This is a genomic window from Streptomyces sp. JH34, from assembly GCF_029428875.1.
In the GTDB taxonomy this organism is placed as follows: Bacteria; Actinomycetota; Actinomycetes; order Streptomycetales; family Streptomycetaceae; genus Streptomyces.
This window is the reverse complement of record NZ_JAJSOO010000001.1, coordinates 3,584,326-3,598,279: the sequence shown is the minus strand read 5'-3', so window position 1 is coordinate 3,598,279 and position 13,954 is coordinate 3,584,326. Positions and strand designations below refer to the sequence as shown.

Genomic DNA, 13,954 nt, shown 5'->3' with positions numbered 1-13,954 from the left:
CCGTCCGGACCTCGGCCGCGCACCCCGTCGGCGCGGGAGCCGGTGTCCTCCCCCGTGGGGTCCCCCTACGGGTACGTACGCCTGGAGGCGGACGCGGATCCAGCCGCCTGGTCTGACGACTCCTGTGGCGCCGCCACTACCTTCGACAACGTGACTGTGATCGCAACCGAAAGCCTGAGCAAGCGGTTCCCGAGGGTGACCGCGCTTGACCGGCTCTCCTTGGACATCGGACCGGGCGTGACCGGCCTGGTGGGTTCCAACGGGGCCGGCAAGTCCACACTGATCAAGATCCTGCTGGGTCTGTCCCCCGCCACCGAGGGCCGGGCCGCGGTGCTCGGGCTCGACGTGGCCACCGAGGGCGCCGCGATCCGGGAGCGGGTCGGGTACATGCCCGAGCACGACTGTCTGCCTCCCGACGTCTCGGCGACCGAGTTCGTCGTCCACATGGCGAGGATGTCCGGGCTGCCGCCCACCGCCGCGCGTGAGCGCACCGCGGACACCCTGCGGCACGTCGGTCTGTACGAGGAGCGCTACCGCCCAATCGGCGGCTACTCGACCGGCATGAAGCAGCGGGTGAAGCTGGCCCAGGCCCTGGTCCACGACCCGAGGCTGGTCCTCCTCGACGAGCCGACCAACGGCCTGGACCCCGTCGGCCGGGACGAGATGCTCGGTCTGATCCGCCGTGTCCACACCGATTTCGGCATCTCGGTGCTGGTCACCTCGCACCTCCTGGGGGAGCTGGAGCGGACCTGCGACCACGTCGTGGTCATCGACGGCGGCGCACTGCTGCGGTCCAGCTCGACCAGCGACTTCACCTCGGTCACGACGACCCTGGCGGTCGAGGTGACCGACAGCGACGACCATCCGGACGGTACGGACGCCCTCCGCAAGGCCCTGACCGAGGCCGGGATCACGCTCGTGGGCCATGACGGACTCGATGGCGAGGGGCTGCCGGGAGCGGGCCACATCCTCCTGGTCGAGGCGACGGGCGAGGAGACCTACGACCTGGTCCGCGACAGTGTCGCCGGGCTCGGACTGGGTCTCATCCGGATGGAACAGCGGCGCCACCGCATCGCCGAGGTCTTCCGCGCCGGAGAGGCGCACCGGGCGGCTCCGGCCGCGACAGCCGGCGTCGGACAGCAGAAGGGGAGCGGTCACCATGAGCACTGAGACCGGGACCGTGGCCGGGAGCGACGCCTCCCGCATTCACAACATCGGATACCGCTCCTACGACGGGGTCCGGCTGGGCCGGGCCTACGCCCGCCGTTCCCTCTACTCGCAGTCCTTGCGGGGCTCGTTCGGGCTGGGGAGGTCCGCGAAGTCCAAGGTGCTGCCGATGCTCCTGTGCGGCGTGATGTGCCTGGTGGCGCTGATCCTCGTAGCGGTCGCCATCGCCACGCCCAACATGACGAAGCTCCCGATCAAGTACACGGACTTCGCGATCTACCTGCAGGCCGTGATCGGGCTCTTCATCGCCTCCCAGGCACCGCAGTCCGTGTCCAGGGACCTGCGCTTCAAGAGCGTGCCGCTGTACTTCTCGCGGCCGATCGAGCGGGCCGACTACGTCGTCGCGAAGTACGCCGCCATGGCGTCCGCCCTCCTCGTCCTGACCGGGCTGCCCCTCGTCATCCTCTATGTGGGTTCGCTGCTCGCGAAGTTCGACTTCGCCGACCAGACCAAGGGCTTCGGGCAGGGAATGGTCTCGGTGGCACTGCTCTCCGTGCTGTTCGCCGGGCTGGGCCTGGTCGTCGCCGCCCTCACGCCCCGCCGGGGCTTCGGGGTCGCCGCGGTGATCGCGGTCATGACCATCACCTACGGCGCGGTCTCCACGGTCCAGGCGATCGCCTGGCAGACGGGCTCGGCCGACGCCATCACCTGGCTCGGGCTGTTCTCCCCGATCACACTGATCGACGGGGTGCAGACCGCGTTTCTCGGTGCCGCGTCCGCCTTCCCCGGCGGTGAGGGCCCCGGAGCCGCGGTCGGCGTCGTCTATCTGATCGTTGTCCTCGCGCTCGTCGCCGGCTCGTACGCCGTACTGATGCGCCGCTACCGGAGGGTCGGGCTGTGACCACCATCGAGATCGACCACACCTCGCGCTGGTTCGGCAACGTGGTCGCCGTCAACGACATCAGCATGACCGTGGGTCCGGGAGTCACCGGGCTGCTCGGCCCCAACGGTGCCGGCAAGTCCACGCTGATCAACATGATGGCCGGCTTCCTCGCTCCGTCGACCGGCGAGGTGACGCTCGACGGCACGCGGATCTGGCGCAACGAGTCGGTCTACAAGGCCATCGGGATCGTCCCCGAGCGGGAGGGCATGTACGACTTCCTGACCGGCCGCGAGTTCGTCGTCGCCAACGCGGAGCTGCACGGACTGGGTGGCGCGGCCGCGGCGAAGGCGCTGGCCACGGTCGAGATGGAGTACGCGCAGGACCGCAAGATCTCCACGTACAGCAAGGGCATGCGCCAGCGCGTGAAGATGGCGTCCGCCCTGGTCCACGACCCCTCGGTGCTGCTGCTGGACGAGCCGTTCAACGGCATGGACCCGCGGCAGCGCATGCAGCTCATGGACCTGCTGCGCCGGATGGGAGCGGAGGGGCGCACGGTGCTGTTCTCCTCCCACATCCTGGAGGAGGTCGAGCAGCTCGCGTCGCACATCGAGGTGATCGTGGCGGGCCGCCACGCCGCGTCCGGCGACTTCCGGAAGATCCGCCGGCTGATGACGGACCGGCCGCACCGCTACCTCGTGCGGTCCAGCGACGACCGGGCGCTCGCCGCGGCGCTCATCGCGGACCCCTCGACCGCGGGGATCGAGGTCGACGTCACGGAGCGGGCCCTGCGCGTCCAGGCGGTCGACTTCGGCCGCTTCACGACCCTGCTCCCGAAGGTCGCGCGTGAGCACGGCATCCGGCTGCTGACCGTGTCCCCGTCCGACGAATCCCTCGAATCGGTTTTCTCCTATCTCGTAGCGGCCTGAGTAGCGGCCTGAAAGGAGCTGTGAAGCGTCATGTACGACCCCACAGTCGCCCGGCTCACCTACCGGGCCCTGCTCGGCCGGCGCCGGGCCGCCATCCTGTTCGTCCTGCCGGTCCTGCTGGTGGCCATCGCGGTCGCGGTGCGGGCGTTCGCCGGTGCCGATGACGGTGTGGCCTCCGGCGTACTGGGCGGGTTCGCCATCGCCACGATGGTCCCGCTCATCGGTGTCATCGCGGGGACCGGAGCCATCGGGCCCGAGATCGACGACGGCTCGATCGTCTATCTGCTGGCCAAGCCGGTGAAGCGGCCCACCATCATCTTCACCAAGCTCATCGTGGCCATCGGCGTGACGATGCTGTTCTCGGCCCTGCCGACACTGATCGCCGGCCTGATCCTCAACGGCAACGGCGGGCAGATCGCCGTGGCCTACACGATCGCGGCGCTGGTCGCCTCCATCGCGTACAGCGCGTTGTTCCTCCTGCTCGGCACGGTCAGCCGGCACGCGGTCGTCTTCGGCCTCGTGTACGCCCTCGTGTGGGAAGCCCTCTTCGGCAGCCTGGTACCGGGCGCGCGGACGCTCAGCGTGCAGCAGTGGTCCCTCTCGGTGGCCGAGAAGGTCGCCGGGGACGGCCTGGTCACCTCGGACGTCGGTCTGCCGCTGGCGACCGTCCTGCTGGCCGGTGTCACGGTCGTCGCCACGTGGTACGCGGGTCAGAAGCTGCGCGCGCTGAAGCTCGCCGGTGAGGAGTGAGACCTCTCGCCTCCGGACAACCCCTGCCCCTGGGGCGGGGGTTGTCTCATGCCCGGTGACGGACGGCGTGTCCGCCCGCCGGCCCGCTCGTTGTGCGGGGTGCGTGGAGGCAACTGGAATCCGTGACGTCGAGCTTTCGTGAATCAGGGGAATGCCGGCATCGGCGAGGCACCGCCCGCCGACCGGTCATCGAGCAGGTGGCAACCGTGAGCGCCCTCCACCCCTGCGGCCCGGGGACAGGGCAGCCCTTGTCGTTCCCGCGCACGAAAGGCACACCCATGCCCACCGAAGTCGCCCTGCTCGAATCTCCGGCCCTCCGGGTCGAGCAGATGGGGCGCGTCGAAGCCCTCGACAAGGTCAAGAGCCTTGTCATGCTCCCCGACGGAATTCACCTTCGCACAGAGGATGTGGCTCGCTATTTCGAAGTATCCACAGCCTCGGTCAGGCGGCTGACCGACCGGCACCAGCCGGAGTTGGCCGGCAACGGGATGAGGGTGCTGCGAGGCGCTGAGCTGCAAACCTTCCATAGCGACATCCTGTCGCTATGGAAGGGTGACAGGCCCGGAAGTTATCCACAGGCGAGCACGCAGCTGCGGCTGTACACCCGCAGGACCGTCCTCAACGTCGCCATGCTTCTTCGCGACAGCGACATCGCACGCAGCGTCCGGACCCATCTCCTCGACGCCGAGGAGGACCTTCGGGCGTCGTACGTCTCCCTCGAACGTCGGGTCACCCGGATCGAGGGCTGCCTCCTCGGAGTGGGAAGCGCGCTCCAGGAACTCGGCCCCGTGCTGGGGCGGATGTCGCAACGGCTGGACTCGCTCGACCGGAAGCTCGACGTCACCCATCAGGTCGTCGGTGCGATCAGCCTCCGGCTCGCCGACGTCTCGCAGGACGTCGTCCGGCTCGACGCGCGGATGGACGACCTCGCCCGGGGGCTGAGGGATCTCAGCGGCCGCACCGGGGGCTGAGGGACCGCCCGGGGCCGCCCGGAGAAAACGGGTGGCCCCGGACACCGGTCCGGGGCACAGTGAAGGGAACGGCGCGAACGACGGCGTCCGTGAGGACCGGGAGAGGAGCACGGCGATGCCCAGTGGTACGAGTCCGTCGAGTTCCCTGCAGGGTGGTCCGCAGCCGGTGCCCCGGTAGCCTCATCAGCTGCCCGGCGCCGCAGCAGGACCCCCGGGTGGCCCTTCAGCGCACAGCGCGGCCACTTCCCGGAGGATTGGCCGAGTGGTAAGGCAGCGGCTTGCTGAGCCGTCGTCGGGGCGTCCCCCCGCGCGCGTTCGATCCGCGCATCCTCCGCACACGGCGTACCGGCGTCGGAACCCGGCGGCCGGTTCCGGGAGCGTCCCGCGCATTCTACGCGCGCGGGGCCGTCCGGAGCAGTTCCTCCAGCACGATCGCGATGCCGTCGTGCTCGTTCGACGCGGTGATCTCGTGCGCCACGGCCTTCAGGTCGTCGTGCGCGTTGGCCATGGCGACACCGTGCTGCGCCCAGCCGAACATGGGGATGTCGTTGGGCATGTCACCGAAGGCCACGGTGTCCGCGGCCTTGAGCCCCAGACGGCGTGCCGCCAGCGAGAGACCGGTCGCCTTGCTCAGACCCAGCGGCAGGATCTCCACGACACCCGGGCCCGCCATGACCACGTTCACGAGGCTGCCGACGGCCTGCCGCGCGGCGTGCGCGAGGGCGTCGTCGTCGAGTTCCGGGTGCTGTATGTAGACCTTGTTCAGCGGAGCGGTCCACATCTCGGCGGGGTCGTTCATGTAGACGGCGGGCAGGGGCCCGTCCTGCACCTGGTACCCCGGCCCGACCAGGACCTCGCCGTCGAGACCGTCACGGCTCGCCGCCAGCGCGAGAGGACCGACCTCCGCCTCGATCTTGGACAGGGCGAGACCAGCGAGCTGCCGGTCCAGGGTGAGGGAGGTCAGCAGCTTGTGCTCACCCGCGTCGTAGACCTGCGCGCCCTGCCCGCACACCGCGAGACCCCTGTAACCCAGGTCGTCCAGGATGTGCCGGGTCCACGGCACCGCGCGTCCGGTGACGACGATGTGCGCGGCCCCGGCCGCGGTGACCGCGGCCAGGGCCTCGCGCGTGCGCTCGGAGACCGTGTGGTCGTCGCGCAGCAGGGTGCCGTCCAGGTCGGTCGCGACCAGCTTGTAGGAGAAGGTCACTTGGAGACCGGCTCCAGCAGTTCGCGCCCGCCCAGGTACGGACGGAGGACCTCGGGCACACGCACCGAACCGTCGGCCAGCTGGTGGTTCTCCAGGATCGCCACGATCGTGCGCGGTACTGCACAGAGGGTGCCGTTCAGCGTCGCCAGCGGCTGGACCTTCTTGCCGTCCCGCATACGGACGGAGAGCCGGCGCGCCTGGAAGCCGTCGCAGTTCGACGCGGAGGTCAGCTCGCGGTACTTGCCCTGGGTCGGGATCCACGCCTCGCAGTCGAACTTCCGCGAGGCCGAGGAGCCCAGGTCCCCGGTGGCGACGTCGATCACCTGGAACGGCAGCTCCAGGCCGGTGAGCCACTGCTTCTCCCAGTCCAGGAGCCTGCGGTGCTCGGCCTCGGCGTCCGCCGGGTCGACGTACGAGAACATCTCGACCTTTTCGAACTGGTGGACACGGAAGATGCCCCGGGTGTCCTTGCCGTAGGTGCCGGCCTCGCGGCGGAAGCACGGCGAGTAGCCGGCGTACCGCAGGGGCAGCTGGTCGGCGTCGATGATCTCGTCCATGTGGTACGCGGCGAGGGGTACCTCGGAGGTGCCGACCAGGTAGTAGTCGTCCTTCTCCAGGTGGTAGACGTTCTCCGAGGCCTGGCCGAGGAAGCCCGTGCCCTCCATGGCGCGCGGGCGCACCAGGGCCGGGGTGATCATGGGGACGAAACCGGCCTCGGTGGCCTGCGCGATCGCCGCGTTGACCAGGGCCAGTTCGAGCAGTGCGCCGATGCCGGTCAGGTAGTAGAAGCGTGATCCGGAGACCTTGGCCCCGCGCTCCATGTCGATGGCGCGCAGCGCCTCGCCGAGCTCGAGGTGGTCCTTGGGCTCGAAGCCCTCCGCGCCGAAGTCGCGGATCGTGCCGTGCGTCTCCAGGACGACGAAGTCCTCCTCGCCGCCCACCGGCACGTCCTCGTGGACGATGTTGCCGAGCTGCAGGAGCAGCCGCTTGGCCTCGGCGTCCGCCTCGTCCTGCGCGGCGTCGGCGGCCTTGACCTCGGACTTGAGCTGATCGGCCTTCTTGAGGAGCTCGGCGCGTTCCTCGGGTGTGGCCTTGGGGATCAGCTTGCCGAGCGACTTCTGCTCGGAGCGGAGTTCGTCGAAGCGGATGCCGGACGACCTGCGCAGCTCGTCGGCGGAGAGAAGGGCGTCGACGAGCGCGACGTCCTCTCCACGGGCGCGCTGGGAGGCGCGAACACGGTCGGGGTCCTCACGGAGCAGGCGAAGGTCAATCACCCCTCAAGGCTACCGGTGCCGGGATCCACCGCTCGAACCGATATCGACGAGCGTGGCGCTTTGCCCGGATTGCCGGAATTGGCAATCCTGGGGATTCGAGAGGCGGGGCGCGGGGTGGAGATCTTCGGCAGAGAGGCTCATTGCCTCGAAAAGGCATCGCGCACGGCTTTCGTTCGCTGTATCGCCGGTCGTGGCGGGGGAGTTGAGGGCGTCGGGCAGCCGGGTTGTCCACAGGTCATGGTGGACCCGATTAGTTATCCACAGGCTGTGAAGAAGATCTGTGGATGCCGGAAGGGATAGTTCCGAAAGCGGCACGAAGGGGCAGGGATTCGCAACTCAAACCTCGTCCGCGCACTCTTTCGGGTGGGTATTCCCCGCCCCAATGAGTTGATCAATGGAATTGGAGTGACACGTGGGGGCCTGGGGGCCCGTGAGGGGTCCACGGCGAGTGGGCGATTTGTCGACCATGTCGCCTTGCGGTGTCGACTTGTCCCCAGGTTGGGGCCGCGCCCTGTGGATAACTCTGTGTGGGGTGTGAAAATACGCAGGTGGGACCGGCGGGAGCGCGGCCGACTCGTCCCGGGGACGTCAGACCCGGCCGTCCTGGCTGCGGGCCAGCCAGTCGGACGCCTCGGTGAAGTCGGTGTCCGACGTCCCGATCCGCAGGGGCCCCACCTCTTCGGGCGTCACTCCCGCGCGCGGATACGAACCGAGGAACCGCACATTCGGGCAGATCCGCTTCAGCCCCATCAGCGCCTCACCGACGCGGCGGTCGGCGACGTGCCCCTCCGCGTCCACGGCGAAGCAGTAGTTCCCGATGCCCTCCCCGGTGGGCCGGGACTGGATCAGCATCAGGTTGACCCCGCGGACGGCGAACTCCTGGAGCAGTTCGAGCAGCGCCCCAGGGTGGTCGTCGCCGAGCCAGATGACCACCGAGGTCTTGTCGGCTCCCGTGGGCGCGGACGGCCTGGCCGGGCGCCCGACCAGTACGAATCGGGTCTGGGCGTTCTCCGCGTCGTGGATCTCCGTCACCAGCGGTTCCAGCCCGTAGGTCGCCGCCGCGAACTCACCGGCGAAGGCGGCGTCGTAGCGCCCCTCCTGGACCAGCCGGGCGCCGTCCGCGTTCGAGGCGGCCGACTCCCACACCGCGTTGGGCAGATGCGCCGCCATCCAGTTGCGCACCTGGGGCTGAGCGGCGGGGTGGGCCGTGACTGTCTTGATGTCCGAGAGCTTCGTCCCGGGGCGCACCAGCAGCGCGAACGTGATGGAGAGCAGTACCTCGCGGTAGATCATCAGCGGGGCGCCCGTGGTCAGCTCGTCGAGCGTCGCGCTGATCCCGCCCTCCACGGAGTTCTCGATGGGGACGAGCGCCGCCGCGGCCTCCCCGTTGCGTACCGCGTCCAGAGCGGCCGGCACGGAGACCATCGGGACGAGTTCGCGGGTGGCGGCTTCGGGGAGCGTACGGAGGGCCACCTCGGTGAAGGTGCCTTCGGGGCCGAGGTAGGCGTAGCGCGTGGCTGACATACGGTCACCCTAATGTGCCGGCGGAAGGGGGCGTGTGCCTCACGCCGGCCTTGGGACGGGCCCGCTGGTCCCGCGCCGTGCGACGGGGGCGAGGGCCGTGCCGCTCATGCCTCCAGCAGGCGCTGCCCCACGTACTCGCCGTCCCCGGCGCCCCCCGGGACGGCGAACAGGCCGCTCGCCTCGTGCCGGACGAACGGCGAGAGAGCGTCCCCGCGGTCCAGTTTGCGCTGGACCGGGATGAAGCCCTTGAACGGGTCGGCCTGCCAGCAGACGAAGAGCAGTCCGGCGTCCGGGGTGCCGTCGTCGGAGATGCCGTCGTGGTACGAGAACGGGCGCCGCAGCATCGCGGCACCACCGTTCTTCTCGGGGGAGGAGATCCTGGCGTGGGCGTTGGCGGGGATCAGCAGCTTGCCGTCCGGTCCCGCCTTGTCCAGGTCCATCGCGGTGTTCTCCGAGCCGCCGCTGAGCGGGGCGCCGTCCGCCTTGCGCCGTCCGATGACCTGTTCCTGGCGCTCGACCGTGAGCTCCTCCCAGTCGTCCAGGAGCATCCTGATCCGCCGGACGACGGCGTACGAACCGTTCGCCATCCAGTCGGACGCCGACGCGTCGTCGGACGGCACGAAGATCCGTTTCCCGAAGTCGCTCTCGGACGGCCGGGGGTTGTTGGTGCCGTCGACCTGTCCCATCAGATTGCGTGCGGTCATCGGCCGCGCCGTGGCACCCGGCGTGCGGTTGAAGCCGTTCATCTGCCATCGCACCCGGGCCGTGGATCCGGCCTCCTTCTGGAGGGCGCGCAGGGCGTGGAAGGCGACGAGCGCGTCGTCGGCACCGATCTGTACCCAGAGGTCGCCCTCGGACCGCTTGGCGTCGAGGTGATCGGAGGAGAACGCCGGCAACGGGTCCAGCGCGGCCGGACGCCGACCGGTCAGACCGGTGCGTGTGAAGAAGGTGCGTCCGAAGCCGAAGGTGACGGTCAGGGAGGACGGACCGGCGTCCAGGGCCACCCCGGTGTCATGACCTGCGCCGCTCTCCGCCGCCTCACCGGCCATCAGCCGTTTCGCCACCGCCGACCAGCGGCGCATCAGGGCGGCCGCCTCCGTACGCCCCGCGCCGGGTGTCAGATCGAAGGCGACCAGGTGTCCGCGGGCCTGAAGCGGAGTGGTGATCCCCGCTTGATGTTTCCCGTGAAACATCGCTTCGGTCGAGCCGACCGCGGTCAGCGCGGTCGGCTCCTCCTCCCGTGTCGCGGCGTAGGTGCCCGCGCCGCCGGCCGCGCCGAGCACGAGGCCTGCCGCTCCGGCCGCTCCCGCGCTGCCGATCAGCCGCCGCCGTGAGACCACTCCGGCGCTGCCGGCATGTGACTCCTCGCGGATCTCCGCGGTGGGGCCGCTCTTCCTGAGGCCGTCCTTCTTCTTGCTCACCCTGCTCAGCCGATCTTCACGTTCTTGTCGATGGTTGTCTGGTCGATCTCCGACGTACGCACCGTCACGGCGACCTTCCAGTCGCCCGCCATCGGGATCTGCACGCCGCTCGCGGTCCAGTGCCCCTCGGTGAGGCGGTCGGGGGCGACAGGCAGCGGGCCGATGTCCTTGGACTCCAGAGTGAAGGCGAGCTTCACCTCGGGGACGTCCAGCGGACGGCCGTCGGGCCCGTCGATCCACAGGTGGACGCTGTTCGCGCCGGTTCCGCCGGGTGAGATGTCCAGGCGCACCGTGCCCTTCTGACCACCGGTGTCGAAGGGCAGGCTCAGATTCACCTGCCCGCCGGTCACCGGCGCCGCCGCGGCGGTGTTGCCGCGGGCGGCCTCCTCCTCCGTGCGTCCGGGCTCCGTGGACGTCAGGATCGTCGTGACGACGAGCAGCACCACGGCGACGCCCGTCTCCACCATCACGGAACGCCGCAGCCCCGAGCGCTCCGGATCGGCGTCGCGGGCGCGCTTCTCCTTCGTCGCCGTCAGGGCGGCGCGCTGACGGGAGAGCTGCGCGGCGCGCTCCGGAGCCACCTCCTCGTGGGGTTCGGCGGTCGACGAGTCCGCTTCCGCAGGCTCCGCCGAGCCCACGGCAGAGTTTCCGGACGGCCCGGTGCGTTCGGTCAGCCGTGCGGTCCACCGCCGGGATATCCACGCGACCCCGACGAGCACGGCGACGAGCGCCACCTTGACGAGCAGCAGCTGCCCGTACCGCGTACCGGTCAGGGCCGACCACGAACCGACCTGACGCCAGGACTGGTAGAGCCCGGTCGCGGCGAGGACGAGCACACTGCCGAACGCCACTCGTGAGAAGCGCCGTACCGCGCCGCTGGTGACATCGGTCGTGCGGTGGAGGGCGACCAGCAGCGCGGCGAGTCCGCCGAGCCAGGCGGCGACGGCGAGCAGGTGGAGCACGTCCACGGGCATCGCGATGCCCGGCTGGATCCCTGTCGAGGCGTGCTCGGCCAGGGCCCACGTGCCGGCGATCCCGGCGGCGATGACGGCTCCGCCCATCGCGAGCCCGAAGGTGAGGTCCTTCTTCTCCTTCTCGTCCTCGCGCTTGGCGTAGGCACCGAACAGGACGGCGATGAAGAGGGCGGAGGCGCCCAGGAGCAGCAGCCGGGAGACCAGCGCGGCCCCCGGTTTGGTGTCGAGCACGGACTGGAGGCCGTCGAGGTCGAAGGCGTCGGCGAGTTCGCCCGATCCGGTGTACGGGTTGCGCAGGAGCAGCATGGCCAGGGTGGCCGCGGTGAGGGTGACCCAGCCGCGTACGACGAGCCGCTGCAGCGGTCGCGCGCCTGCCCCCTGCTGCCAGCAGGCGAGCACGAAGGCCGAACCGCCCGCGAGCAGGATGAATCCCGCGTACGCGGCGTAGCGTGCGATGCCGTAGAGCACACCCACGAGACCGCCGCCGGCTTCGCCCGAGGGCAGCGCCACGGTGGTTTCCGACGGGGCGCCCACGGAGAAGGTGAAGGCCCCCGCGACCGGGTGGCTGTCGGCGGACACCGCCTGCCAGGCCACCGTGTACGTGCCGTCGGGCAGACCGCTGTGGAGCTGGACGCCGTACCGCACGGCACCGCCGCTCGTGAGATCACGCGGTGCGCCGGTGTCGGCCCGCTTCCCGCTCGGGTCGAGGACACGGATCGAGTCGTCGCCCATGGCGATCTGCTCGGAGAAGGTGAGCGTGACGTCCGTGGGTGCGGTGGCGACCACCGCCCCGTCCTGCGGATCGCTCCCGGTGAGGGCGGCGTGCGCGGACGCGGGGCTCGCGCCCGCCAGCACCAGGCCGAACAGCATGCTGATCAGCGCGGCGAGGAGCGCGACCGCTGCGAGTGGCCGTCGTGCAGGGGAGGGCCCGAAGCGCGGGGCGGTGGCCGTCATGGGGTGTCAGTACCTCACTGCTTCTTCGGGTTGTAGGTGGTCTCCTTCACGGGGATGTCGACCGTGATGGGGTCGGCCTTCTCGAAGTGCAGCTCCACGGAGACCGTCTCTCCCCGCTTGGGCCGCTGCTTCAGCTCCGTGAACATGATGTGGTTTCCGCCGCGTTCGAGGTCGAGCTCGCCACCGGCGGGCACCTCGAACGACGTCACCATCCGCATCGTGTTGTTCTTCGTCTCGTGGATGGAGACGTTGTCCGACAGCGAGCTGGTCACCGACGTCAGCCGGTCGGTGGTCTCACCGCTGTTCTTCACGAGGAGGAAACCGGCCGCCATGTCGCTGACGGGCTGCGGCATGAAGGCGCCGGTCACCTCGAGCTGCGGCACGCTGTCGGAGGAACACGCCGTCAGCGCCAGGCCGGTGGTGAGGGCCAGGGCGCCGGCGACGGCCGTGCGGCGGTTCACGGGGTCTCCCCCTTGACGAGCTTCGGGAGGTCCTCTGTGTAGTCCTCGGCGGTGGTGTCCTCGCTGTAGAGCACGTAGCCCTTGTCCGTCCTGGGGGAGAACGCGATGACTTGGGCCCCGTGCATCGAGACGACCGTGCCGTCCTTCTCCTTCTTCGGCGGATCGATGCCGATGCCGATCTGCCGCGCCCCCGCCTGGATGGCCGGGAAGTCGCCGGTGAGGCCGGTGAAGCCGGGGTCCTGGGCCTTGAGCCAGCTGCCCAGCGACGCCGGGGTGTCCCGCTCTGGGTCCGTCGTGACGAAGACGACCTGGAGCTTCTCCCGGTCCGCCTCGGGCAGGGCGCGCTTGGCGACGGCGATGTTGCTCATGGTCAGCGGGCAGACGTCGGGGCAGTTGGTGTAGCCGAAGTAGATCAGGGTGGGCTTGCCCTTGGTCTGCTCGCGCAGGTCGTACTTCTCGCCGTGCGTGTCGGTGAGGACGAGATCGGGTTTGGTGAACGGCTGGTCGAGCACGGTCGCGGGATCGGACCCGGTCCCGGAGGAGACCTCGGCGACCGAACCGTCCGCCGAGCCCCCTTCGCTGCCGCAGGCCGACAGGGTCAGTGCGGCCACGGCGGCGAACGCCGCGGCCAGCACCGTCTTCTTGCTGTACATGGAGCTGAGTTCCTGATCTGTGGTGACGGGTTGGGGGTGCCGGAGGGATCAGGCGTTGCGGCGGCGGCCGGCGAGGACACCGAACGCGACCCCGGCGACGCCCACGACGATGCCGACGACGCCCAGGACACGGGCGGTGCTGTCGCTGTTCGACGAAGAGGCGTCGTCCGAGGACGCCGTCGTCTCCTCGGCCGCCTCGCCGCTCTTGTCGTCGTCGGCGGCAGCACCGTGCGCGTCGGCCGCCGGGGCGGTCAGCGCCAGGACGGGGGCGGGGCTCTCGGGCTCCTCGCCGCCCTCGGTGGGCTCCTCGATCCAGCGGACGACTTCCTTGTCGCTGTACGTCTGGAGCGCCTTGAAGACCATCTGGTCGGTGTCCTCGGGCAGCTGCCCGACCGAGAGCGGGAACTGCTGGAAGAAGCCGGGCTCGATCCCCTTGGCGTCCGCGGTCCAGGTGACCTTGGAGACCGCCTCGTTGATCTTCTTCCCGTGTACCTCGAGCGGCTTGGCCAGCTTGCTCCTGGTGACGTCGATCTTCCAGCCGGCCACCGGCTGCGGGCTGACGGATGCCAGCGGGTGGTCGGTCGGGAAAGTGACCTCGAGCTTGACGGTGGAGGCGTCGTCGCGCTCGTTGGGGACCTTGAAGTTGACGGTGGCGTAACCGCCCTTGGCGGCCTCGCCCTGCGGCTGCACGCTGACGTGCGCGGAGGCGGTGCCGGCGAGCAGCAGGACGGTCGACGCGGCGACGCCGCCGGCGAGGGCGATGCGGGAAACGTTCATGGCAGGGATCAC

General features: G+C 70.0%; 13 protein-coding genes and 1 tRNA gene. 6 read left to right on the top strand and 8 right to left on the bottom strand.

The window, feature by feature from the left end; all coding sequences use genetic code 11:
- The first annotated feature begins 156 nt into the window (after positions 1-156).
- From LWJ43_RS15990 to LWJ43_RS15965, 6 genes are all read left to right on the top strand, one after another.
- Complete coding sequence (locus LWJ43_RS15990) at positions 157-1,170, top strand: ABC transporter ATP-binding protein (protein ID WP_277335901.1); 1,014 nt, start codon at positions 157-159, stop codon at positions 1,168-1,170.
- Positions 1,160-2,068 (top strand): ABC transporter permease, encoded by a 909-nt coding sequence (locus LWJ43_RS15985; RefSeq protein WP_277332914.1) that lies wholly within the window; start codon positions 1,160-1,162, stop codon positions 2,066-2,068. Before LWJ43_RS15990 ends, LWJ43_RS15985 begins: the two co-directional genes overlap by 11 nt.
- On the top strand, positions 2,065-2,976 hold the full coding sequence (locus tag LWJ43_RS15980; RefSeq protein ID WP_277332913.1) for an ABC transporter ATP-binding protein: 912 nt from the start codon (positions 2,065-2,067) through the stop codon (positions 2,974-2,976). Before LWJ43_RS15985 ends, LWJ43_RS15980 begins: the two co-directional genes overlap by 4 nt.
- 30 nt (positions 2,977-3,006) lie before the next feature.
- Positions 3,007-3,726, top strand: a complete 720-nt coding sequence (locus LWJ43_RS15975) for an ABC transporter permease (RefSeq protein ID WP_277332912.1) — start codon at positions 3,007-3,009, stop codon at positions 3,724-3,726.
- Between the two features lie 278 nt (positions 3,727-4,004).
- Positions 4,005-4,697 carry a hypothetical protein gene (locus tag LWJ43_RS15970; RefSeq protein WP_277332911.1) on the top strand — a complete coding sequence of 231 codons (693 nt, stop codon included), beginning with the start codon at positions 4,005-4,007 and terminating at the stop codon, positions 4,695-4,697.
- Positions 4,698-4,945: 248 nt separating this feature from the next.
- Positions 4,946-5,031: transfer RNA gene (locus LWJ43_RS15965), tRNA-Ser, on the top strand.
- A gap of 57 nt (positions 5,032-5,088) precedes the next feature.
- Here the strand turns inward: LWJ43_RS15965 and LWJ43_RS15960 are convergent.
- The 8 genes from LWJ43_RS15960 to LWJ43_RS15925 all read right to left on the bottom strand — a co-directional run bounded on the left by LWJ43_RS15960 (position 5,089) and on the right by LWJ43_RS15925 (position 13,942).
- Complete coding sequence (locus LWJ43_RS15960; protein ID WP_277332910.1) at positions 5,089-5,904, bottom strand: HAD family hydrolase; 816 nt, start codon at positions 5,902-5,904, stop codon at positions 5,089-5,091.
- Entirely contained in the window at positions 5,901-7,178 is a 1,278-nt protein-coding gene (serS, locus tag LWJ43_RS15955; RefSeq protein WP_277332909.1) for a serine--tRNA ligase, read from the bottom strand. The genes LWJ43_RS15960 and serS overlap by 4 nt, the downstream gene beginning before the upstream one ends.
- A 588-nt stretch (positions 7,179-7,766) precedes the next feature.
- Positions 7,767-8,702, bottom strand: coding sequence for a prephenate dehydratase (pheA, locus tag LWJ43_RS15950; protein ID WP_277332908.1), 936 nt, complete (start codon positions 8,700-8,702; stop codon positions 7,767-7,769).
- A 104-nt stretch (positions 8,703-8,806) separates the two neighbouring features.
- Positions 8,807-10,075 carry an iron uptake transporter deferrochelatase/peroxidase subunit gene (gene efeB, locus LWJ43_RS15945; RefSeq protein WP_277335900.1) on the bottom strand — a complete coding sequence of 423 codons (1,269 nt, stop codon included), beginning with the start codon at positions 10,073-10,075 and terminating at the stop codon, positions 8,807-8,809.
- Between the two features lie 53 nt (positions 10,076-10,128).
- Positions 10,129-12,051 carry a copper resistance CopC/CopD family protein gene (locus LWJ43_RS15940; RefSeq protein WP_277332907.1) on the bottom strand — a complete coding sequence of 641 codons (1,923 nt, stop codon included), beginning with the start codon at positions 12,049-12,051 and terminating at the stop codon, positions 10,129-10,131.
- 14 nt (positions 12,052-12,065) lie between these two features.
- A complete protein-coding gene (locus LWJ43_RS15935; protein ID WP_277332906.1) occupies positions 12,066-12,512 on the bottom strand; it encodes a copper chaperone PCu(A)C in 447 nt (148 codons plus the stop codon).
- Positions 12,509-13,165 carry an SCO family protein gene (locus LWJ43_RS15930; protein ID WP_277332905.1) on the bottom strand — a complete coding sequence of 219 codons (657 nt, stop codon included), beginning with the start codon at positions 13,163-13,165 and terminating at the stop codon, positions 12,509-12,511. Before LWJ43_RS15930 ends, LWJ43_RS15935 begins: the two co-directional genes overlap by 4 nt.
- A gap of 48 nt (positions 13,166-13,213) precedes the next feature.
- The gene (locus LWJ43_RS15925) at positions 13,214-13,942 is read right to left on the bottom strand and encodes a YcnI family copper-binding membrane protein (RefSeq protein ID WP_277332903.1); all 729 of its coding nucleotides are present in this window, start codon (positions 13,940-13,942) and stop codon (positions 13,214-13,216) included.
- Positions 13,943-13,954 lie beyond the last annotated feature (12 nt).